The following is a 22682-nucleotide window of genomic DNA, read 5'->3' on the forward strand; positions in this document are numbered from 1 at the left end:
ACGCCACGCTCTAAGCGGCGGGACCGAAAGGCTCCTTCGGAACTACGTCACCGTGAGGCTGGAATACCGTTGTTCCTGGCGACGATTCGTAGAAGGCGCCTAACCCAATGTGTACAGGTGTCGTCTCTGCAAGACGCTTCTCCTGCCAGAAGGTTGTGTTTGCGAGATCTCGGCGGGTCAATTTACCGGCTATCAAGAAGTTCACCAGCTCAATAGAGGTGGCACTTGACCGCCCATCGATCGATTGCCCAATTCGGCTGTGCAACTGAACGATGTTAGGGGTGAAGACCACCGGTGTGGCTGATCTTGAAGTCGCACTAATGTCCTCAAAACCGACGTCCAAGGTCATCTCTGTTGCGCCGGAGCCGTTGAGAAGCACCGCTAGATGAATGGCCCCACCGAGCGACCAGTCGACATACTGATCGAGGCGCACAGCGAGTGTCTGGCTGTTGATGCCCCTGAGCCAGGCGGTAATAGCGTTGTCGTCGTGCGTCTGGATTTCTAATGCCATCTCGGTGCCGGGGTAAATAGCCGAGAAGAGAATGGCGGGCCCCCGATCGGGGGCTTTGCAGGCCAGGAATACGTGAAACTCTGCCATGCTGCGCAGTGCCTCAAGGCCTAGGGCCAGCACCGCCCGGGCGAAAGTGACCAGCGCCGTCAACACCTTCAGGCGCGGGCTACCCATGATGGTTTCCTGACGCGAATACATCTGAAGGAAGCGCGCTTCTGCTTGCGTGGAATAGTGGGCGCCACCGGCAGAGTTGGCCACATACGCACTGCTGGCGCGAAAGCTGAAGGTCTCGTCGCGGAGCGTGAGAAAGGTGAAGTCGAGCGCGTCCCGAACGCTCACTTCGCGCGGCGTGGAACGGGTTCGCACGTGAGAGACGTCATTGGAGAAGGTCTCCTGCATTCCCTCGATCTCCGGGATGGGCTGATCCACTGGTAGCCAAACTGTCGGCGACAAATTGAGTTCATCGGCGATGCGAAAAAACATCGGGTCGGAGTCCCTGCGATTTTCAAGCAGCATTGCCCGCAACTGTGTCGCGAGGGTCGTGCCGTGATGGATCGCCCCCGCCTCGACGCTCTAGCGCCGACTGTACTAGCCGCCAGATCCAACGTCATTGCCAGGCCGACCGGACGATCATGCTCGCTGAGCTACCGGATCCATGGGGGAAAGGCCCGACGCCTAAACAAACGAAGAGCCCCCGGTCCGGCCGATAAGGGCCCCGATGGAGAGACATCGATTTCGACAACGGGGTCGTGTATCTCGGCCTCGCGCTCTCCTACGTCAACGAAGCGGGCGTGAAGCCGGTCATGACGTTCACCAAGCCCAAGAGCGGCCGCGGCCGGAACGTCGATTTAGATGCCGCAGGCCTCGACGGTCTGCGCGAGCGGCGCGACGACCTGGCCGCGAAGGTGCCCGAGCTCGCCACGGCCGACGCGCTGGTGTTCTGCAACCGGTACGCCCGCGCCCACAACCCTGTGCAGTTCAGCGCCCAGCGGCGCCGCCGGCTAGCTGAAGCACAGAAAGACCTGCCCGCCCTACCGACGCTCTCCGTGCACGAACTACGGCACACGCACGCGACTCTGCTGCTGCGTGCCGGCGTGCACCCCAAGATCGTCTCCGAACGCCTGGGACACGCCTCCGTCACGATCACGATGGAGGTGTACTCGCACGCGATCCAGAGCCTGCAACGCAACGCGGCAAGCCTCATGGGTGGGATGCTCGACGGACAAACTGTGCCGGCTGGTGTGCACCGATCGGGCGACGTGCTCGCGATCGGCGCATGGCGGGGGAATAACTGGCGGAGAATGGGGGATTCGAACCCCCGAGGGCTTGCACCCAACACGCTTTCCAAGCGTGCGCCATAGGCCACTAGGCGAATTCTCCTGGAGCATCGCTCGCGAACGGGCGAATGACCATGAAGCATCCTACCCGTACGAATGGTGCGCCGCGAACCACGGGCCGGCCGCGGGGAGCGGGCGCAGCATCCGGACCCCGGAGGAGACCGTGCTCAGAGCGCGCGGAGCGCCTCCGCGATCGGCGTCTCGCCCGAGATCGCCTCGAACTGCCGATGCACGCCTTCGCCGGTGCTGAGCAGCTGCGACACGATCCAGGCCACGTCGGCGCGGGGGATGCTGCCGCGGCCGGTCGACGGCGCCAGGATGACGAGGCCGGTGGCCGGGTCATCCGTCAGCCCACCGGGGCGCACGATCGTCCAGTCGAGGTCGCTCGCGCGCACGGCCGCATCCGCTTCGCTCTTCGCCCGCAGGTAGACCTGGAACACGTCGTCGCTCTCGGGGTCGAAGTCGTCGGCGGCCATCGCCGAGACCAGCACGTAGCGCTTGGCTCCCGATCGCCAGGCGGCGTCGGCGAGCAGGATGGCGCCGTCGCGGTCGACGGTGAGCTTGCGCTCGGCGCTGGACCCGGGGCCGGCGCCGGCGGCGAACACCACCGCGTCGATCTCGCGCGAGGCGAGCTCGGCGGCGAGCGTCTCGGAGTCGGACTGCTCGAGGTCGAGCACGAGCGGCTGCCCGCCGGCCGCCTCGATGTCGTCGCCGTGGTCGGGGTTGCGGATGATCCCCCACACCTCGTGTCCGGAGGCGGCGAGCAGTTTCGTGGTGAGCAGGGCGATCTGGCCGTGGCCGCCCGCGAGTGCGATCTTCATGTCTCCAGTCAACGCCCTCGGGCGGCCCACCGCGAGGTCCCGGACACGCGGATCGACTTGCTACACTGGTTCCCGGCTCCCCGTGTGGCGCCATCCAGGCCAACTCCCCCAGGACGGAAACGTAGCAAGGGTAACCGGGCTCTGGCGGGTGCGCGGGGAGTCCTTTCTCGTTAACGGGCGGTCGGGCAGATCGGGCGGTCAGGCAGATCGGGCGGTCAGGCAGAACGCGCGGTCAGGCAGCGCTCTTCGCGGGCGGCCCGTCCGGGGAAGTGGCCGGCCCGTTCGGGGGGAGGTCGCGGCATCCGCTCTCCCCCTAGTCTTCTCGCAGAGCGCCGAAGGGTCGGCGCCGACGAGGGAGACACCATGGGCATCCGCCGCACCGCCACGCTGACCGGGCTCGTGTTCGCTCTGGCCGTCACGGCATCCGGATGCGCCGGCTCGCCCGAGCCCGCCCCCACCGCGACCGTCACGGTCACCGCCACCGCCGCCCCCGCCACCCCGACGGCCGTACCCACGACCGACCCGGCCCCGGATCCCGCTGCCTACGTGGCCGACGACCCCGCCACCTGGGTGATCAGCTACGCGGGGATCGGGCCGCTCGACCTCGACTCGACCCTCGGCGCCATCCAGACCGAGATGCCGGTCGCCGTGGCCACCTGCCGCCCCGGGGTCGACACCTACAGCGTCGACGGCCTCGGGCTCACGGCGGTGACGGGCAACGACGAGACCGACCCGGCCGCGCCGATCCAGGTCGTCCGCCTGCTGCCGCTGGACGCCTGGTCGCCCGGCTCGCCGGCGCCGCTGACCGAGAAGGGCATCGGGCTGGGCTCGACCGTGGCCCAGCTGCAGGCCGCCTATCCCGAGCTCGACACCTCCGTGGGCCCGAACAAGACGACCGTCTACCAGATCGCCGCCGACGGCCGCACGATCAACTTCGAGGACTACGGAACGGGCGCGATCACCGCGATCTCGGTGGTCGTGGGCACCAGCGTGGCCAGCGAGTACTGCGGCGCCTGACCCGCCGACGTCTGGCCGGCAGCTGGGTGATGGCCCGGCACCCGGGCGCGGCGCCGGGCACGCGCCCTAGGATTGGACACGGACGACCGAAGAGGATTCCGTGGCTCATCTCGATACCCCATCCATCCCCGCCGACGCCCCCCGTGCCGGCGTCAAGAGCATCTACATCACCTCCGCCGAAGGGCACTCCGGCAAGTCGACGATCGCGCTCGGCGTGCTCGACATGCTGCGCCGGTCGGTGCAGCGGGTCGGCGTGTTCCGCCCGGTCGCCCGCTCGGTGACCGCGCGCGACTACGTGCTCGAGATGCTGCTGGCGAGCGAGGGCAGCGGGCTCGACTACGAGACGGCCATCGGCGTCACCTACGACGACGTGCACGACGACCCCGAGGCCGCGCTCTCGCGCATCGTCGAGCGCTACAAGGCGGTGGAGCGCGAGTGCGACGCCGTCGTCATCCTCGGCTCGGACTACACGGATGTCGGCAGCCCCACCGAGCTCGGCTTCAACGCGCGCATCGCCGCGAACCTCGGCGCCCCGGTGCTGCTGGTGCTCGGCGGGCGCAAGGGGCAGGGCTCGGACGAGCTGCTCGGCCACTCGGAGGCGCGCACCGCCGACGAGATGCGGCAGATCACCGAGCTGGCCCTGGTGGAGCTGCGCACGGCGCACGCGACGCTCGTGGGCATCATCGCGAACCGGTCGGATCCGGGGCACCTGGAGAAGATCCGCGACGCGATCGGCTCGGCGGCCCGGGAGGCCGTGGACGGACTGGCCGCTGCGGCCTCGCCCGCGGCATCCGGAGCCGGCGCGCTCACCGGCGCGGCGCCCGTCACGGCATCGATCCCGGCGCAGCCCCGGCGCATCCCGGTGTGGGCGATCCCCGAAGACCGCGTGCTGGTGGCCCCGAGCATGGCCGGCATCCTCGAGTCGATCGACGGAACGCTGGTGCTCGGCGACGAGCGCCTGCTGGCGCGCGAGGCGCTGGGCGTGGTGGTGGCCGCGATGTCGATGCGCAACGTGCTGCCGCGGCTCACCGAGGGGGCCGTCGTGGTGGTTCCGGGCGACCGCGCCGAGCTGCTGCTCGCAGTGCTGATGGCCAACGCCTCGGGCACGTTCCCCTCGCTGGCCGGCATCGTGCTGAACGGCGGATTCGATCTCCCCGAGCCGGTGATGCGCCTGATCGTCGGGCTCGATCCCTCGATCCCGATCATCCGCACCGAGCTCGGCACCTACGAGACCGCCGTGCGCATCACCTCCACCCGGGGCCGGCTCGCCGCCGACTCGCAGGTGAAGTACGACAACGCGCTCGGCCTGTTCGAGCAGTACGTCGACCGCAATCAGCTGCTGAAGCTGCTCGACGTGAGCAAGGCCGACGTGGTGACCCCGCTGATGTTCGAGTACGGCCTGCTCGACCGCGCGCGGATCGCGGGCAAGCACATCGTGCTGCCCGAGGGGGACGACGACCGCATCCTGCGCGCCGCCGCCACCGTGCTGAAGCGCGGAGTGGCCCGGCTCACCATCCTGGGCGACGTCGACGCGGTGCGCGGGCGGGCCGCGGAGCTCGGGCTCGACATCGACGAGGCCGCGGTCGTGAGCCCCTCCGACCCCGAGCTGCGGCAGCGGTTCGCGGAGGAGTACCAGCGGTTGCGCTCGCACAAGGGCATCACCTTCGACATGGCCTTCGACACGGTGGTCGACGTCTCGTACTTCGGCACCATGATGGTGCAGCTGGGACTGGCCGACGGCATGGTCTCCGGCGCCGTGCACACGACGGCGCACACCATCCGGCCGGCCTTCGAGATCATCAAGACCCGGCCCGGCGTCTCGGTGGTGTCGAGCGTCTTCCTGATGGCTCTGGCCGATCGGGTGCTGGTCTACGGCGACTGCGCCGTGGTGCCCGATCCCACCAGCGAGCAGCTGGCCGACATCGCGATCTCCTCCTCCGAGACGGCCCAGCAGTTCGGCATCGCGCCGCGGGTCGCGATGCTGTCGTACTCGACGGGGTCGTCCGGTTCCGGTGCCGACGTCGAGAAGGTGCGCACCGCGACCGCTCTCGTGCGCGAGTTGCGGCCTTCGCTGCTCGTAGAGGGCCCGATCCAGTACGACGCGGCGACGGATGCCGTGGTCGCCGCCGCCAAGATGCCGGGATCGAAGGTGGCCGGCCGGGCCACGGTCTTCATATTCCCGGATCTGAATACCGGCAACAACACCTACAAGGCCGTGCAGCGCAGCGCGGGAGCGATCGCCGTCGGGCCGGTTCTGCAGGGGCTCAACAAGCCGATCAACGACCTGTCGCGGGGAGCGCTCGTGCAAGACATCGTGAACACGATCGCCATCACGGCGATCCAGGCGGAGGGCACCTCATGAGCGCGATCCTGGTAGTCAACAGCGGATCCTCGTCGTTCAAGTACCAGCTGATCGAGGTGGAGAGCGAGCAGGTGCTCGCCTCGGGCCTGGTGGAGCGGATCGGCGAGTCGCTCGGGCAGACCCGGCACACGATGCCCGAGGGCTCGTCCACCAGCGAGACGCCCATCCCGGACCACACCGCGGGCTTCCGGGCGATGCTCGACGCGTTCGAGACGCACGGGCCCTCGCTGGCCGAGCATCCGCTGACCGCCGTCGGCCACCGGGTCGTGCACGGCGGAAAGCGGTTCCACGAGGCGACCGTCGTCACCGAGCTGGTGAAGATCAACATCGAAGACCTCAGCGAGCTCGCGCCGCTGCACAACCCGGCGAACCTGGCGGGCATCACGGCGGCCGAGAAGGCCTTCCCGGGGGTGCCGCAGGTGGCGGTGTTCGACACGGCGTTCCACCAGACGCTGCCGCCCGCGGCCTACACCTACGCGATCGACGCGCAGCTGGCCGAGAAGCAGCGCGTGCGGCGGTACGGGTTCCACGGAACGTCGTTCGAGTACGTGACCGGGGCTGCGGCCGACTTTCTCGAGCGCCCGGCATCCTCGCTGAACCTGATCGTGCTGCACCTCGGGAACGGGGCCTCCGCCTGCGCGATCGAGGGCGGGCGCTCGGTCGACACCTCGATGGGCATGACGCCGCTCGAGGGGCTCGTGATGGGCACCCGATCGGGCGACCTCGACCCCGGCATCCTGTTCCACCTGCACCGCAAGACCGGGATGGGGTTCGCCGAGCTCGACGAGCTGCTGAACCGGCGCAGCGGGCTGCTGGGGCTGTCGGGGCTCGGCGACATGCGCGATGTGCAGAAGGCGGCGACGGGGGCGGATGACTCGGTGGGGGCGGATGACTCGGCTCAGGCCGAATCGGCGGCGCTCGCGCTGGACGTGTACCTGCACCGGATTAAGGGATACGTGGGCGCGTACTACGCCCAGCTCGGGCGCGTCGACGCGGTCGTGTTCACGGCGGGCGTCGGCGAGAACAACGCGTTCGTGCGGGCGGGAGCGCTCGCCGGGCTCTCGGAGCTCGGCATCGAGGTCGACGAGGAGCTGAATGCGGCCCCGTCGTCGGAGGGCGCCCGCCGCATCTCGCCGCCGTCGTCGCGCGTGCAGGTGCTGGTGGTGCCCACGAACGAGGAGCTGGAGATCGCGCGGCAGTCGTTCGCGGCCGTCTCGGCCCGCTAGCGCCCCCGAGGGCGCGGGTAACCCCGTCAGTCGTCGGCGATCAGGCGCTTGCCGAAGCTGACGGCCGCATCCTGCGTGTAACCGAGCGCGCGGTAGAACGCGAACACGGGCTCGTTGCCCTCGCGGATCTGCAGGTTCACCTTCGGGCAGCCGCGCTCGAGCAGGCGCTGCTCGAGGTGCGTCATGAGTGCGCGCCCGATCCCGCTGCCCTGCGTGTCGGGGTCGACCGCGAGGTAGTTCACCCAGCCGCGGTGCCCGTCGTAGCCGGCCATGGCGGTCCCCAGGCGCTCGCCGCCGCCCACGGTGCCCGGCGCGCGCTCGGCGACCACGAAGAGGTCGGGCTGGGTCGTGAGTTTGCGCGCGATGTCTTTGCCCGGATCGTTCCAGGGGCGGGTGAGACCGCAGCGCTGCCAGAGGTCGATCGCCCAGGCGGTGTCGGTGGGGACGAAGGGGCGGATGCGCAGGGCGTCTGAGGCGGAGCCCTGCGGTGCCGCGACCACGGCCGAGACCGCCCCCGCGACCGCCTCCGCCGGTGGCTGGTCGAGCGCGCGCTCCACGGCTCGGGCCATGCCGGCGCGCTGGGATGCGGGGGAGTAGGTCTCGGGATCCGCCGCGCCGAGCGTGCTGAAGCCCTCCGACTGAGCGACCAGCGTGAGCGCTTCGAGGTGAAGGCGCGGCGCGTCCCAGTCGGGGCGGCAGGCGGCGAGCAGACGCTCGATCCGTTCGACGAAGCGGCGGTTCTGCTGCCGGTGGCGCGCGGCGAGATCGGGGTCGGTGAGGGCGGCGGCGAGGAAGCTGATCCAGACCCGGGCCTCGTCGTCGTCGCCCGACTCGGGGGCGAGCGCGTTGAACAGCACCGCCAGGAGCGCCTCCCGGGGAGACGTTCCGGATGCTTCGGCCGCGTCGGCGGTGGCCGCCGTGCGGTCGTGCAGGAGGTCGCGCGCGTGCAGCAGCAGCGCCTTCTTGTCGGGGAAGGCGTGCAGCACCAGTCCGGTGCTGCAGCCGGCGCGCTCGGCGACGGCGCGCAGGGTGAGACCGGTGAGCCCTCGCTCGGTGAGCACCGACCAGGTCGCCTCGGAGAGTCGCCGCTGCTGGTCGTCGAGATCGCGTTGCCGTGCCATCCGATAAGCGTAACAAGTGTTACGGTACTGTTCGTTACGAAGCCGCAGCCGAGGCCGCAATCACCCGAGATGAGGAGCGTATGCCCGATCCGATCGCCGTCACCATCGCCCGCGAGCACTTCGACGCTCCGGATGCCGCGGCCCTCCGCCAGGCGCAGCGCGACGAGCTCGACGCCCGGTACGGCCGCGACGACCACGAGCCCGGCGCGACGCCCACGGCCGACAGCGTGCCGATCTTCCTGGTGGCGCGCACGGCCGACGGCACGGCGGTCGGCTGCGGCGGTCTGCGCCCCCTGCCCGACGGCGGCGCCGAGATCAAGCGCATGTTCGTGCACCCCTCCGCGCGTGGCGCCGGCGTCTCGACGGCCATCCTGCGCGCGCTCGAAGAGGAGGCCCGCGGTCTCGGCCTGGACCGCCTCGTCCTGGAGACGGGCACCGCTCAGCCCGATGCCATCCGCTTCTACCAGCGCGAGGGCTACGCCCCCATCCCCCTCTTCGGCCCCTACGTAGGCTCCCCCCTCTCCCTCTGCTTCGCCCGAACCCTCTAGCCCGCCCGAAGCGAGGCCACGGGGCGGCAGGCCGCAAGCATCCCCGCCCCGGCAGCAAGCACCACCCGGCAGCCAGCATGTCGGTAGCCCGAGGTATTGTTGGCGGGTGTCCACCGCCCTGTATCGCCGCTACCGGCCCGAGAACTTCGCCGAGATGATCGGGCAGTCGCAGGTGACCGATCCGCTGATGACGGCGCTGCGCACGAACCGGGTCAATCACGCCTATCTGTTCAGTGGTCCGCGGGGCTGCGGCAAGACCACGTCGGCCCGCATCCTGGCCCGCTGCCTGAACTGCGCCGAGGGTCCGACCGACACTCCGTGCGGCGTCTGCCCGAGCTGTGTCGAGCTGGGGCGCGACGGCCCGGGCTCGCTCGACGTGGTCGAGATCGACGCGGCGAGCCACAACGGTGTCGACGACGCGCGCGACCTGCGCGAGCGCGCGGTGTTCGCGCCGGCCCGCGACCGCTTCAAGATCTTCATCCTCGACGAGGCGCACATGGTGACGCCGCAGGGCTTCAACGCGCTGCTGAAGATCGTCGAAGAGCCGCCGGAGCACATCAAGTTCATCTTCGCCACGACCGAGCCCGACAAGGTGATCGGCACCATCCGGTCGCGCACGCACCACTATCCCTTCCGCCTCATCCCGCCGGCGCAGCTGCTCGAGTACGTGCAGTCGCTCTGCGACTCCGAGGGCGTGGAGGTGGCTCCCGGCGTGCTGCCCCTCGTGGTGCGCGCGGGCGGCGGATCGGCCCGGGACACGCTGTCGCTGCTCGACCAGCTGATCGCCGGTTCCGAGGGCAACCGGGTGGAGTACGAGCGCGCCGTCGCGCTGCTCGGCTACACCCACGGCGCCCTGCTCTCCGAGGCCATCGACGCGCTCGGCACGCACGACGGGGCCGCGGCCTTCGACGCGGTCGACCGGGTCATCCAGACGGGGCAGGATCCGCGCCGTTTCGTCGAAGACCTGCTCGAGCGCGTGCGCGACATCATCGTGGTCGAGGCCACCCGCGAGCAGGCCTCCGCCGTGCTGCGCGGCGTGCCGGCCGATGAGATCGAGGTGATGCGCCGTCAGGCGGCCCTGTTCGGGCACGCCGAGCTCTCGCGGCTCGCCGACATCGTCAACACCGCACTCACCGAGATGACGGGTGCCACCTCGCCGCGCCTGCACCTCGAGCTGATGGTGGCGCGGGCCCTCGTGCCGGCCTCCGACGACTCGCAGCGCGGTGCGCTCGCCCGCGTCGAGCGGCTCGAGCGGCGTATCGGCGTCGACGGTCCGGATGCGGGGCGTCCGGTGGCCGCCGCGGTCGGGTCGGCCCCCGCAGAACGTGTGGCCGCGTCCAGCCCGGCCGTGCCCGTTTCCTCGCCGGCGCCTGCTGCTTCCGCCCCGGAGCCGAGCACGCCTGCCGCCGCGCCGACGGCATCCGCGGCCTCGGCGGCACCCGCGTCACCCGCCGGCCCCAGCACCCCGGCGGAGTCGCCGGTCGAGACGCCCGACGTCGTGGCCGTGCCTCAGGCCGCCGTGCCCATCCCGGCTGCGGATGCGGCTGCCGCGGCCGAGTCGCCGGCGGCCGTCTCCGCCGCAGCCGGCGAGGTCACGCTGCAGCAGATGAAGGATGCCTGGCCCGAGATCCTCGAGGCCGTGCAGAAGGCCAAGATGACCGCGTGGCTCGTGGTCTACACCGCGCAGGTGCGGGCGCTCGACGGCGACGTGCTGACGCTCGCCTTCCCGAGCGAGAACGACGTCGCGAGCTTCAAGGAGCGCTCCGCTCCCGGCCAGGGCGTGAGCGAGTTCCTCCGCCAGGCCATCCTCGACGTGCTGGGCCTGCGCGTGATGTACCGCGCCAACGTCGACACCTCGCTGCGCCCGCACCATGACCCGTCACCCGAGGCCCCGGCCGCGCCTGCCGCACGTCAGCCCGCCACCTCGACGCAGCCTCCCCCTTCGGCGCAGGCGACTCCGCCCGCCGCTCAGGGTCCGACCCCGACCGCGGGCCGGGCCGCGCAGTCGCGCTCCACCAGCGCTCCATCGGCCCCCTCGGCGAACCGGGCCGCCGCGCCCACCACCAGCTGGGACGTCGTCGCCATCCCCACCTCGAGCGACGACGAGCCCCCGTTGGCCGACGAGCCGATGCCGAGCGACGAGCCGGAGCTTCCCGCCGATCGCGCGGACAGCGTTCCGGGTGCCGGCGCTCCGGCGCAGTTCTCGGCTCCTGCTCCGGCGTCCGCGGCCCCCGCTCCGGCCGCCGGATCGTCGGCACCGCAGGCCGCTGCGCCGACGACGTCGGCGAGCACCGCCTCCGCCGCCGCGCCCGTGCGCGCTCCGGCGGCTCCGTCCCGGCCCCCGGCGGCCACGGCGGGCGGCCGCGCCCGCTACGGCGAGGCCGTCGTGCGCGAGATCCTCGGGGCGAACTTCATCGAAGAGCAGCCGCTGCCCGGCCGCGAGGGCTGACCCGGGTCGTCCACCCCGGTTCCACCCGCCCCACACCGACCCCGACGACCGGCGAGCATCCGCTGAGAGGCCCCCACCATGTACGAAGGAATCGTCCAAGAGCTCATCGACGAACTCGGCCGCCTGCCCGGCATCGGCCCCAAGTCGGCCCAGCGGATCGCGTTCCACATCGTGCAGACGGAGTCGTTCGACGTGAGCCGGCTCGCCGAGATCCTCACCGACGTGCGCGACAAGGTGCACTTCTGCCAGGTGTGCGGCAACGTCTCCGAGCAGGAGACCTGCGGCATCTGCCGTGATCCGCGCCGCGCGCAGAACCTGATCTGTGTGGTGGAGGAGGCCAAGGACGTGGTGGCCATCGAGCGCACCCGCGAGTTCCGCGGCCTGTACCACGTGCTCGGCGGCGCGATCAGCCCGATCGACGGCATCGGCCCCGACAACCTGCGCATCCGCGAACTGATGCAGCGCCTCGCCGACGGCACCGTCACCGAGGTGATCATCGCCACCGACCCCAACCTCGAGGGCGAGGCCACGGCCACCTACCTCTCCCGGCTGCTCACCACGCTCGAGATCCGCGTCACCCGGCTGGCCTCGGGCCTGCCCGTGGGCGGCGACCTCGAGTACGCCGACGAAGTCACGCTGGGCCGGGCCTTCGAGGGGCGCCGCCTGGTCGAGAACTGAGTTCTCGTGCGCACGCCCACACCCGGGCCCCGCAGCGCGGTCTGCCGTTCACAGGGCTGCATTTCAGCCGGAGCGACGCCGAATACGGCCCCGCTCGTCGTTATGTGCAGCCTTGTCAACCGGTCCGCGCCGGGTGACACCCCGTGATCGAGTTCGTGGTCGTCGCCGAGGCGCCCGACGGCCGCGTCCGGCTCCTGCCGCTCGACGCGAGCGCGGAGTCCGGGAATTCCCCGGCCGTGACCGCGATCTCGGGAGTTCCGACCGCCGAGGCCGCAGACTCGCGGATCGCCACGGCCGAGGCGGTCGTCGTCGAGCGGTCTGAGCTGGCGGCGGCCGTCTCGCGGCTGGAACGCGGCCATCACCCCCGCTGGGTGTGGGACGACACCGCCCGCTGGTACCCGGGCCTGCTCGCCGCGGGCGTGCGGATCGAACGGGCCCACGACCTGCGCCTCGTGCACACGATCCTGCGGGCGTCGGAGCTCACCGCGAGCACACCCTTCGCCAAGGCGCCGCCTTCCGACTGGGATCGTGCGCCGGTGCGACTGCCGGGAGCCGATTCCGATCTCCCGTCGTCGATGCCGACCGTTCCCGCCGACCAGACGACCTTGTTCGACGACGCGCTCTTCACCGCGCCCGCCGAATCGCCCGACCCGGGGAGACCGGGCGAAGCGGCGCCACCGCGCACTGCCGGTGCCCGGCCCGCTCCGCCTGACCGGACCGGGCCGGACGAGCTCACGGAGTTCCGCGCCCAGCGCACGGTCCTGGCCGAGGCCGCCGACCCGAGCCGCATCGCGCTCCTCGCCGCCGCCGAGTCGGCCGGCGCCCTCGTCGCCGCCGAGATGCGGCACGTCGGACTGCCCTACAGCGCCGAACGCCACCACGAGGTGCTCGAAGATCTGCTGGGCCCCCGCCCGCAGCGGCCGCCGGGCGCGCGGCCCGGCGATCCCGATCCGCGCCCGGCGAAGCTCGAGGCCCTGCTCGCCCGCATCCGCGACGCCCTCGCCGATCCCACGGCCAACCCCGACTCCCCGGCCGAACTGCTCAAGTCGCTGCGCCGCGCGGGCATCCGCGTCGACAGCACCCGCTCCTGGGACCTCACCCGGATCGACCACCCCGCCATCCCGCCCCTGCTCGACTACAAGAAGCGGGCGCGCATCCTCACCGCCAACGGCTGGAACTGGAGCGACACCTGGGTGCGCGACGGCCGCTTCCATCCCACCTACATCCCCGGCGGCGTCGTCACCGGCCGCTGGGCTTCGGAAGGCGGCGGCGCCCTCCAACTGCCGAAGGCCGTCCGCAGCGCGGTGCGCGCCGACCCCGGCCGCCTTCTCGTGGTGGCCGACGCCGCCCAGCTCGAACCGCGCATCCTCGCCGCCCTGGCCGGCGACCGCGCCATGGCCGAGGCGGGCCGCGGCCGCGACCTCTACGACGGCATCGTGGCCTCGGGCGCCGTCGACACGCGCCCGCACGCCAAGCTCGGGATGCTCGGCGCCATGTACGGCGGCACCTCGGGCGAGAGCGGCCGGATGCTCCCGCGCCTGGCCAAGGCCTACCCCGCGGCCATCGCGTACGTCGAGGCGGCCGCCCGCACGGGCGAGGCCGGCAACCGCGTCTCGACGAGGCTCGGCCGCACCAGCCCGCGCCCGGGCGACGACTGGCTCGACCTGCGCGACGCGGCGACGGCCGACGGCGCCTCCGACACGGTGCGCGCCCGCGCCCGCCAGTCCGCGCGCAGCTGGGGCCGCTTCACCCGCAATTTCGTGGTGCAGGGCACGGCCGCGGAGTGGGCGCTGTGCTGGATCAGCTCGATCCGCCGCCGCCTCTGGGCGCTCGGCCGCGACGGCGCCACGGATGCTCTACTCGAGCAGCGTCCCCACCTCGCGTTCTTCCTCCACGACGAGGTGATGGTGCACACGCCGGCGGAGCTCGCCGAGCAGGTGGCCGCGGAGCTCCGGGCGGCCGCGGCCGAGGCGGGCCGCCTCATCTTCGGCGACGCCCCGGTGGAGTTCCCGGTGACGGTCGCGATCGTCGACCGCTACGACCAGGCCAAGTGACCGATCGGGCTCAAGCGGCGGCGGGCACGGCCGCGACGGCGGCGGGGGCCGACGAGGACGCGACCGACGACACGGCCGGCCACGCATCGACCGAGCGCGCCAGCAGTTCGAACGCCGAGGCGCCGTCCTCGGCCGTCAGCGAGCCCCGGTCGACGCCTGCGACGATCCGCAGGTAGTCCAGCCGCCGGCCGGCGAGCTCCGGCGTCACCGCGCGGCCGTGCGCCGCGGTGTCCAGCGCGAGATCCGCCCGCAGGCGGGCGCGGAGGGCGGTCTTGGTCCAGTTGGTGCTGCTCATGAGCCCACGCTAAGACGCACGCCTTACGCGCAGATGAACCCCCGGTGACCCCGAGCTGGGAATACACCCCGACGCCGCCGCGATATACTCGGCAGTCGGGTTCCGTGCACCACCCGCACACGCACGCACCCGCTTCCCCGCCCCGCCCCACCAGGAGTCCCCGTGAGCTTGATCGTTCAGAAGTTCGGCGGTTCGTCGGTCGCCGACGCGGAGAGCATCAAGCGGGTCGCCAAGCGCATCGTCGAGGCCCGAAAGGCCGGCAACGAGGTCGTGGTCGCCGTCTCCGCCATGGGCGACACCACCGACGAACTGCTCGACCTGGCCCACGAGGTGGCCCCCATCCCCGCCCCGCGCGAGATGGACATGCTGCTGAGCGCCGGCGAGCGCATCTCCATGGCCCTGCTCGCCATGGCCATCGAGAGCCTCGGCCACGACGCCCGCAGCTTCACCGGCAGCCAGGCCGGCATGATCACGGATGCCACGCACGGCTCCGCGCGGATCGTGGACGTCACGCCGGTGCGCCTGCGCGAAGCGCTCGACGAGGGCGCGATCGTGATCGTCGCCGGCTTCCAGGGCTTCAACCGCGACACCAAAGACATCACCACGCTCGGCCGCGGCGGTTCCGACACCACGGCCGTCGCCCTCGCCGCGGCGCTGAACGCCGACGTGTGCGAGATCTACACCGACGTCGACGGCATCTACACCTCCGATCCGCGCCTGGTGCCCAAGGCCCGCAAGATCGACCGCATCACGAGCGAGGAGATGCTCGAGCTCGCGGCCAACGGCGCGAAGGTGCTCTACATCCGCGCCGTGGAATACGCCCGGCGCCACGGCGTCACCCTGCACGTCCGCTCGTCGTTCAACAACAACGAGGGCACCATCGTCTACAACCCGACGGAGACCGAGCCGAACGGCCCCGCCGTCGTGCCCGGATCATCCGTCATCCCGTCTGGAAGTGAGGGTCTCGTGGAAGAACCCATGATCGCCGGCGTCGCCACCGACCTCAGCGAAGCGAAGATCACCGTCGTCGGCGTGCCCGACATCCCGGGCAAGGCCGCACAGATCTTCACGGTCGTGGCCAAGACCGGCGCGAACATCGACATGATCGTGCAGAACGTGTCGGCGGCCTCCACCGGCCTCACCGACATCTCGTTCACGCTGCCGAAGACCGAGGGCCAGTTGGTGCTGACCGCCCTGCGCGCCGAGCAGGAGGATTCCGGCTTCAAGGCGCTGCAGTACGACGACCAGATCGGCAAGCTCGCGCTCGTCGGCGCCGGCATGCGCACGAACGCGGGCGTCTCGGCGAAGCTGTTCACCGCACTGTTCGAGGCGGGCATCAACATCGAGATGATCTCGACCTCGGAGATCCGCATCTCGGTGGTCACCCGCGCCGACACGATCAACGACGCCCTGCGCGTGGTGCACACCGCCTTCGGCCTCGACGCCGACGTCGAGGCGATCGTGCACGCCGGCACCGGCCGCTGACCCGACCATCTCCCCGAACGAAGGACACACCGTGAGCAAGGCACTGAACGTCGGCGTCGTGGGCGCAACCGGCCAGGTCGGCAAGGTCATGCGCCGCCTGCTGGAGGAGCGCGACTTCCCGATCGCGAGCATCCGCTTCTTCGCCACCGCCCGCAGCGCCGGCACCGTGCTGCCCTTCAAGGGCCAGGACGTCGTCGTCGAAGATGTCGAGACCGCCGACCCCACGGGCCTGGACATCGCCCTCTTCTCGGCCGGGGCCACCGGATCGCGCGCCCAGGCGCCCCGCTTCGCCGCCGCCGGCGTGACCGTGATCGACAACTCCAGTGCCTGGCGGATGGACCCCGAGGTGCCCCTCGTGGTCTCCGAGGTCAACCCGCACGCCATCACGCAGGCGGTCAAGGGCATCATCGCGAACCCGAACTGCACCACCATGGCGGCCATGCCCGTGCTGAAGGTGCTCGACGCCGAGGCCGGCCTCGAGCGGCTCATCGTCAGCACCTACCAGGCGGTCTCCGGATCGGGCCTCGCGGGCGCCGAAGAGCTGGCGAACCAGGCCATCGCGGCCACCGCCGACCCCGAGAAGCTGCTGAACCTCGTGCACGACGGCGGCTCGGTCGACTTCCCGGCCCCCGTCAAGTACGTCGCCCCGATCGCCTTCGACGTCATCCCGCTCGCCGGCTCGATCGTCGACGACGGCGAGCTCGAGACCGACGAGGAGAAGAAGCTCCGCAACGAGAGCCGCAAGATCCTCGAACTGCCCGAGCTCCGCGTCGCCGGCACCTGCGTGCGCGTGCCCGTCTTCACCGGCCACTCGCTGAGCATCAACGTCGAGTTCGCCAACGACATCACCCCCGAGCGCGCCTACGAACTGCTGGCGGATGCTCCAGGCGTGCAGATCGCGGACGTCCCGACCCCGCTCCAGGCGGCCGGCAACGACCCCAGCTACGTGGGCCGCATCCGCCAAGACCAGTCGGCCCCCGGCAAGAAGGGTCTCGTGCTGTTCATCAGCAACGACAACCTGCGCAAGGGCGCCGCCCTGAACGCGGTGCAGATCGCCGAGGTCATCGCGGCGAGCTAGCCGCACCGGAGCGGATGGACATTCCCTCCCGTCGAAACGTCGGGCGGGTCCGAATCACCCGTATGCCTCAGGGTTACCGGAATCTGATCCTCGTCGGGGCCGCCTTCGTGGTGGCGGTCGTGCTCGTGCTGCTCGCGGTCGCGCAGGTGTCGTCGCGCAACGGGGGCGACCCCCAGGCATCGAGCTCGCCGAGTGCCGCGGCGGCGGATCCGAACGCCGTGCGGGTGGCGTTCTACGGCGACTCGTACACGCTGGGAACGGGGGCCAGTGACCCGGCGAAGCGGTGGTCGAGCATCGTGAGCGCCGAGCGCGGCTGGAGCGAGTTCAACCCGAGCGTCAACGGGCTCGGGTTCGTGAACAATCGCGCCAGCACGCCGCCGGACTACTCGGGCGACGACGAGGTGAGCAAGGTCATCGCCGACGATCCCGACATCCTCTTCATCACGATGGGCCTGAACGACAACTTCTCGATGCCCGGGCGCGCGGACGAGATCCAGGATGCGATCCGCACCGACTTTCAGACCCTGAAGGCCGCGCTCCCGGATGCCCGCATCATCGTGGTGGAACCGTTCTGGTACACAGACGAGCGCCCCGACTCGGTGCCGCAGATCATCGACTGGGTGAAGTCAGGCGCCGAGGACATCGGCGCCGACTACATCCCGGACGCCTCGCACTGGATCGAGGGTCATCCCGAATGGATGGCCTCCGACGGTCTGCACCCGAATGACGAGGGCTACGCGGCGATGGCCGAGAAGATGGACGCCGCCCTGCGCGGACTCGGCCTCTGACCCGGCCGGCGGCGGGGCCCGCAGCGGATAAACTCGCGGCATGGTCGAGCACTACGAGCAGCGCAAGGCGTCGATCGCCGTCTCGGCCCTCCTGGCCGCCGTCGCGGTCGCGACCGTGGTCGTCGGCGTCGTGGCCGGCCTCGCCGACCCACCGCCGAGCGCGGTCGCCTGCCTGGTCTTCCTGCTCAGCGTCGGCGTGACGGCGGTCTACCAGATCCCCGTCGGCCGCGTGCCCGGCCTTCCCCCCTTCGGGGTGGCCAGCGCTCTGCTGGTGATCGGCTCCGTCGGCGAGAACCCCCTGCTCGACATCGGACTCTGGGTCGCCGCATTCTTCATCTCCAAAGCCGTCACCTCCCGAGCGCCCTGGATGGCCGCGCAGTGGGCCGGTATCGCGGCCATCGGCGGCATCACCTTCGTCGCCGTCTCCCGCGCCCTGATCGCCGCCGGCGTCTGGGAGACCGTCGCGATCGTGGCGGGCATCGCCGCCCACATGCTCGTCGTACTGGTGATCGAGTTCCTGCGCGACGGCGGCCGCTGGAACATCGACCGTTCCCGCGGCGTCAACGGCCTGAGCCCGTGGCGTCTGCTCGGCGTGCTCGCCCTCACCTCGCTCGTGGCGGTGGCCGTGTTCGGGGCGAACACGGGCGCCCTCGCCCTGGTCGACGGTCCCGACCAAGAGCTGCGTCTCGCCCGCGACACCGTGCCGTTCCTGGTCGTCGCCCTGATCTTCTACAGCGCGGCCAAGCGCCGGCAGACCCGCAGCAGCGAGCGCCGGCTGAGCGGTGTCGTGGATGCGGCGCGGGCGCTCCCCTGGGACGTGCTGCAGGATCCGAAGGTCTCCATGGTGGAGTTCGCCCGCCGCGCGATCGACGCCACCGAGTTCGAGGTGCGCCGCACCCCTCCCGGTCGCAACGAGATCGGTGCGCGCTTCTCGGCCATCGACGCCATCGATCCGCAGCTGGATCCGGATGCCGTGCTCCCCGACGACGACGACGTCAGCCAGGAGCACCAGCAGGACGCCGTCGAGCCCACCGAGTACCTCGTGGCCAGCCGCAAGAACGGCGGCGTGCCGTTCACCCCCGACGACGAGCTCGCGCTCGACGCCATCGGCCACATCGCCTCCGAGACCGCCCGCGTGCGCGGGGCCTACGACACCCTGCTCGACCGGGTCGACCGCGACTCGCTCACCGGCCTGCCGAACTACAACGCCTTCCAGCGCTCGCTCGCGCGCCTGAACGAAGACCGCAGCTACGCCTCCGGAATCGCCGTGCTGTTCATCGACCTCGACCAGTTCAAGCGCCTGAACGACACCGAGGGTCACCACATCGGCGACGAGGTGCTCTCCACCGTCGCCACTCGCCTGCGGGCCAGCGTGCGCCCGCACGACTTCGTGGCGCGGGTCGGCGGAGACGAGTTCGTCGTCATCCTCACCAAGCTGCAGTCGCTGGCCGAGTCCAAGGCCGTGGCCGATCACATCGTGGCCAACATCGGCGCCCCCGCCACCCTCGGCGGCCGCGAATACCGTCCGCTGGTGAGCGTGGGCCTGGCGTACTCCGGGCACCAGGAGACGGATCCGCAGTCGATCGTGGTCGACGCCGACCACTCGATGCTGGCCATCAAGAAGTCCCGCCGTCAGGGCGGCCCCTCGTTCGAGAGCAGCATCGGCATCTCGCCGCACCGCTCCAGCCGCATCAACGAGATCGTGGCGAAGGCCATCGACGACGGCGTGCTGAACGTCGTCTACCAGCCCATCGTCAACACGGTCGAGGACAAGATCTGGGCGTTCGAGTCGCTCGTGCGGTACACGCATCCGGAGCTCGGCCGCATCTCGACCTCCTCGCTGATCGAGAAGGCCAAGGGTCTCGGCCGCATGGACCTGCTCACCAAGCAGGTGATCGAGGCCTCGCTGAAGTCGGCGCGGGAATTCCGCAAGATCGTGCCGAGCATCACGATGATGACGATCAACCTCGAGGTCGAGCAGATCCGCGACGAGCACGTCGGGGCCTTCCTCAAGGACATCGTGCCGCGCTATCCCGACGTCTCGCTCTGCCTCGAGCTCAACGAGCGCTCCACGAAGGACATCGACGACGACCTGCGCGCCCAGGCCGAGCACTTCCGCCAGCTCGGCATGCTGATCGCGCTCGACGACTACGGATCGGAGGCCTCCAGCGTGGGCGCCCTGGTGCGCATCCCGATGGACATCCTGAAGATCGACCGGTCGCTGGTGGACAACCTCGACGACACCCGCCAGCGCGAGGTGGTGCGCGCACTGCAAGGCTTCGGCGACGCCTTCGACTACTCCACGGTGGTCGAGGGCATCGAGACCCAGGATGCCGTCGACGTGCTCGTCGGGATCGGCGTGCGGCACGCGCAGGGCTTCTTCTACGGCCGTCCCGTGCCGTTCGCGCAGACCATGTCGCGGCTGAAGGCCTACGGCGCCGTCGGTACGGTGGGTCGTGCCAGCTCGATCAGCGAGCCGGGCACGACCGCTGCGTCCCGGTAGGCTGGGGGTACTGTCCAGACCGGGAGGGCCTTCGTGAACAGAGTGCTGCCGCGGGTCGGCCTGGGGGTCGCGATCGTCGCGATCGTGGCGGTGCTCGGCGCCATGGTGGTGGGGATCGGCTCGATCCTCGGCCAGGGCGGCGTCGCCTCTGACAACCCGTTCGCGGGCAAGACCCTCTTCGTGGATCCCGGCTCCAAGGCCGCGGCCGCGGCGTCGGATGCCACCACGGCCGGCGACACCGCCGATGCCGCGACGTTCGAGAAGATCGCGGCCGTCCCGACAGCCATCTGGCTGACGCCGGAGAAGCATCCGGCGGGCGAGATCGGCGGCTACGTGGCCGACCTGGTCTCGCAGGCGAAGAAGCTCGATCAGACACCGATCTTCACGGTCTACGGCATCCCGAACCGCGACTGCGGCAACTACTCCGGCGGCGGACTCTCGGCCGAGGAGTACCCGGTGTGGGTGCAGGAGATCGCGACCTCGCTCTCGGGCAGCGACGCCGTGATCATCCTCGAACCGGATGCGCTGGCGCTGGCCGACGAGTGCGACAACGTCCAGGAGAGGCTCTCCGAGGTCGGATCCTCCGTCGACACCCTGGCCGGCGCGGGACTGACCGTGTACATCGACGCCGGGCACTCCAACTGGGGGCCGGCCGCCGACATGGCCGAACTGCTGAACAAGGCCGGGGTGAGCCGGGCGCGCGGCTTCTCCACCAACGTCTCGAACTACAACTCCACCGATCGCGAGCAGTACTACGCGAACGAGATCTCCAGCCTGACCGGCGGCGCGCACTACGTGATCGACACCGGCCGCAACGGCAACGGCTCCACCGGTGAGTGGTGCAACCCCTCCGGCCGGGCGCTCGGCGCCGAGCCCGCGGCCACCAAGTCGGGTTCGGCCCAGGACGCGAACCTGTGGGTCAAGCCGCCGGGGGAGAGCGACGGCACCTGCAACGGCGGTCCGGTCGCGGGGGAGTGGTGGAGCTCCAACGCCCTCGAGCTCGCCGCCGACGCCGGCTGGTAGCGGCGCGCGTCACTCCTCGGCCGACGCCACGGGGAGGCCCACCGCAGCCCGGGCGACCTCGCCGATCAGTCCCAGGGGGACGGATCGGGGCAGCACGCTGAAGGCGCCCGACGACAGGGCGAGCTGCGCAGCGGCCGCATCCTCCTCGCCGCCGGCGCTCAGCACGATCACGGCGGCCCCGGAGGCGCGCACGGTGCGAACGCGCGAGACGACGGAGGTACGCGCCGAGGAGGCGGCATCCAGCAACACCAGCTCGGGCGGGAAGCCCTTCGCCTGCAGCAGGTCGCCCCAGCGGGTCGCCTCCAGCACCACGGCCAGTTCCGGATCGTGGGCCCGGAACCACTCACGCAGTCCCGCGCTGAAGGCCTCGTCCTGGCTGAGCACCGCCACCCGTTCGGGCCGGCCACCGGAAAGACTCATCGTCGGCCCCATCCGTTGATACGATCGTGGCAATGGACACCAATTCGGAACGACGCGTCGCGGTGATCATCGAGGATGATGCCGACATCCGCCATCTGCTGGAGACGGTCTTGACCCAGGCGGGGTTCGAGGTCATCGCCACCGGCAACGGGCTCGACGGCGTGCAGGCGGTGCGCGCCTACGACCCGATGGTGACCACGCTCGATGTGAGCATGCCGGGCATCGACGGGTTCGAGGCCGCGAAGCGCATCCGTGCCTTCAGCAACACCTATCTCGTGATGCTCACGGCACGCGACGAGGAGATCGACACGCTGCAGGGCCTGGAGGCCGGCGCCGACGACTACCTCACCAAGCCGTTCCGCCCGCGCGAGCTGCGGGCCCGGGTCGAGGCGATGATGCGCCGGCCCCGCCAGGTTCTCGCGGTCGACGGCTCCGGCCCGGTCGCGCCGGTCGCGCAGCCCGCGGCTCCCGCCCCGGCGGTCGCGCCCGTCCCGGCCGCTGCGGCACCGGTCGCCCCCGCCGCGCCCGAGCAGGTCTACGCCGCCCCTGCGGCGGCTCCGCCCGCCGCCGCACCGGAGCCCACCGCCGCGGCCGAGCCGGCCGGCCCCAAGAACTACGATCGCGAAGACGGCTGGATCGAGCACAACGCCCTGTTCGTCAACTCCGAGATGCGTCTCGCCGAGAAAGACGGCAAGGCCATCGACCTCACCCGCAGCGAGTTCGACCTGCTGAACGCGCTGATGGAGAGCCAGCGGCGCGTGCGCAGCAAGGCCGACCTGGCGCTGCTGCTGCGCGGCGAGAGCTACGTCACCGCCCACTTCGTGAGCGAGGCCGACAAGCGGGCCATCGAGGTGCACATGGCGAACCTGCGCCGGAAGCTCGCCGACAGCATCACGACGCCGCGCTGGATCGAGACCGTGCGCGGTGTCGGTTATCGTCTGGCGGCCTCCGAAGTAGACTGAGGCC

Annotated in this window: 18 protein-coding genes, 1 tRNA gene, 1 other RNA gene and 1 pseudogene; 15 read left to right on the plus strand and 6 right to left on the minus strand. The window is 70.8% G+C overall.

From position 1 onward, the window contains the following. Positions 1-10: 10 nt before the first annotated feature. The gene (locus tag ACN4JJ_RS02575; RefSeq protein ID WP_440708339.1) at positions 11-1027 is read right to left on the minus strand and encodes a hypothetical protein; all 1017 of its coding nucleotides are present in this window, start codon (positions 1025-1027) and stop codon (positions 11-13) included. Positions 1028-1239: 212 nt separating this feature from the next. Here ACN4JJ_RS02575 and ACN4JJ_RS02580 point away from each other — a divergent pair. Then, positions 1240-1668, plus strand: a pseudogene (locus ACN4JJ_RS02580) (tyrosine-type recombinase/integrase); the annotation flags it as partial. 135 nt (positions 1669-1803) lie between these two features. On the opposite strand, the gene ACN4JJ_RS02585 reads toward ACN4JJ_RS02580, so the two are convergent. Next, positions 1804-1891: transfer RNA gene (locus tag ACN4JJ_RS02585), tRNA-Ser, on the minus strand. Positions 1892-2015: 124 nt separating this feature from the next. Further along, complete coding sequence (locus ACN4JJ_RS02590) at positions 2016-2669, minus strand: SDR family oxidoreductase (protein ID WP_440708340.1); 654 nt, start codon at positions 2667-2669, stop codon at positions 2016-2018. A 71-nt stretch (positions 2670-2740) separates the two neighbouring features. On the opposite strand from ACN4JJ_RS02590, the gene ffs reads away from it, so the two are divergent. The 4 genes from ffs (at position 2741) to ACN4JJ_RS02610 (ending at position 7274) form a co-directional block, all read left to right on the plus strand. Next, an RNA gene (gene ffs, locus ACN4JJ_RS02595) (signal recognition particle sRNA small type) lies at positions 2741-2837 on the plus strand. 195 nt (positions 2838-3032) lie between these two features. Then, positions 3033-3686 (plus strand): hypothetical protein, encoded by a 654-nt coding sequence (locus ACN4JJ_RS02600; RefSeq protein ID WP_440708341.1) that lies wholly within the window; start codon positions 3033-3035, stop codon positions 3684-3686. A 100-nt stretch (positions 3687-3786) separates the two neighbouring features. Continuing rightward, positions 3787-6048, plus strand: a complete 2262-nt coding sequence (gene pta, locus ACN4JJ_RS02605; protein ID WP_440708342.1) for a phosphate acetyltransferase — start codon at positions 3787-3789, stop codon at positions 6046-6048. Next, positions 6045-7274, plus strand: coding sequence for an acetate/propionate family kinase (locus ACN4JJ_RS02610; RefSeq protein ID WP_440708343.1), 1230 nt, complete (start codon positions 6045-6047; stop codon positions 7272-7274). The genes pta and ACN4JJ_RS02610 overlap by 4 nt, the downstream gene beginning before the upstream one ends. Positions 7275-7300: 26 nt before the next feature. On the opposite strand, the gene ACN4JJ_RS02615 is transcribed toward ACN4JJ_RS02610, so the two are convergent. After that, positions 7301-8395, minus strand: a complete 1095-nt coding sequence (locus tag ACN4JJ_RS02615; RefSeq protein ID WP_440708344.1) for a GNAT family acetyltransferase — start codon at positions 8393-8395, stop codon at positions 7301-7303. Between the two features lie 80 nt (positions 8396-8475). On the opposite strand from ACN4JJ_RS02615, the gene ACN4JJ_RS02620 reads away from it, so the two are divergent. From ACN4JJ_RS02620 to ACN4JJ_RS02635, 4 genes are all read left to right on the plus strand, one after another. After that, positions 8476-8943, plus strand: a complete 468-nt coding sequence (locus ACN4JJ_RS02620; protein WP_440708345.1) for a GNAT family N-acetyltransferase — start codon at positions 8476-8478, stop codon at positions 8941-8943. A 106-nt stretch (positions 8944-9049) separates the two neighbouring features. Next, positions 9050-11392: a DNA polymerase III subunit gamma and tau gene (locus ACN4JJ_RS02625; RefSeq protein WP_440708346.1), complete on the plus strand. Its 2343-nt coding sequence runs from the start codon at positions 9050-9052 to the stop codon at positions 11390-11392. A 78-nt stretch (positions 11393-11470) separates the two neighbouring features. Next, positions 11471-12070 carry a recombination mediator RecR gene (gene recR, locus ACN4JJ_RS02630; protein WP_440708347.1) on the plus strand — a complete coding sequence of 200 codons (600 nt, stop codon included), beginning with the start codon at positions 11471-11473 and terminating at the stop codon, positions 12068-12070. Between the two features lie 143 nt (positions 12071-12213). Continuing rightward, a complete protein-coding gene (locus ACN4JJ_RS02635) occupies positions 12214-14124 on the plus strand; it encodes a bifunctional 3'-5' exonuclease/DNA polymerase (RefSeq protein WP_440708348.1) in 1911 nt (636 codons plus the stop codon). 10 nt (positions 14125-14134) lie between these two features. Here the strand turns inward: ACN4JJ_RS02635 and ACN4JJ_RS02640 are convergent, their stop codons facing one another. Beyond that, positions 14135-14419: a hypothetical protein gene (locus tag ACN4JJ_RS02640; RefSeq protein WP_440708349.1), complete on the minus strand. Its 285-nt coding sequence runs from the start codon at positions 14417-14419 to the stop codon at positions 14135-14137. Between the two features lie 162 nt (positions 14420-14581). On the opposite strand from ACN4JJ_RS02640, the gene ACN4JJ_RS02645 reads away from it, so the two are divergent. The 5 genes from ACN4JJ_RS02645 (at position 14582) to ACN4JJ_RS02665 (ending at position 21296) form a co-directional block, all read left to right on the plus strand. Continuing rightward, entirely contained in the window at positions 14582-15904 is a 1323-nt protein-coding gene (locus ACN4JJ_RS02645) for an aspartate kinase (RefSeq protein ID WP_440708350.1), read from the plus strand. A 31-nt stretch (positions 15905-15935) separates the two neighbouring features. Then, the gene (locus ACN4JJ_RS02650; RefSeq protein WP_440708351.1) at positions 15936-16982 is read left to right on the plus strand and encodes an aspartate-semialdehyde dehydrogenase; all 1047 of its coding nucleotides are present in this window, start codon (positions 15936-15938) and stop codon (positions 16980-16982) included. Between the two features lie 62 nt (positions 16983-17044). After that, positions 17045-17770 carry an SGNH/GDSL hydrolase family protein gene (locus ACN4JJ_RS02655; RefSeq protein ID WP_440708352.1) on the plus strand — a complete coding sequence of 242 codons (726 nt, stop codon included), beginning with the start codon at positions 17045-17047 and terminating at the stop codon, positions 17768-17770. Positions 17771-17810: 40 nt separating this feature from the next. After that, positions 17811-20273, plus strand: coding sequence for a putative bifunctional diguanylate cyclase/phosphodiesterase (locus ACN4JJ_RS02660; protein WP_440708353.1), 2463 nt, complete (start codon positions 17811-17813; stop codon positions 20271-20273). 33 nt (positions 20274-20306) lie between these two features. Beyond that, on the plus strand, positions 20307-21296 hold the full coding sequence (locus ACN4JJ_RS02665; protein ID WP_440708354.1) for a glycoside hydrolase family 6 protein: 990 nt from the start codon (positions 20307-20309) through the stop codon (positions 21294-21296). A gap of 9 nt (positions 21297-21305) precedes the next feature. Here ACN4JJ_RS02665 and ACN4JJ_RS02670 read toward each other — a convergent pair whose 3' ends face one another. Continuing rightward, a complete protein-coding gene (locus tag ACN4JJ_RS02670) occupies positions 21306-21716 on the minus strand; it encodes a hypothetical protein (protein ID WP_440708355.1) in 411 nt (136 codons plus the stop codon). A 32-nt stretch (positions 21717-21748) separates the two neighbouring features. On the opposite strand from ACN4JJ_RS02670, the gene ACN4JJ_RS02675 reads away from it, so the two are divergent. After that, positions 21749-22678: a response regulator transcription factor gene (locus ACN4JJ_RS02675; RefSeq protein ID WP_440708356.1), complete on the plus strand. Its 930-nt coding sequence runs from the start codon at positions 21749-21751 to the stop codon at positions 22676-22678. Positions 22679-22682: the final 4 nt, after the last annotated feature.

The sequence above is a fragment of the Herbiconiux dendrobii genome, from assembly GCF_052048175.1.
Taxonomy (GTDB): Bacteria; Actinomycetota; Actinomycetes; order Actinomycetales; family Microbacteriaceae; genus Herbiconiux.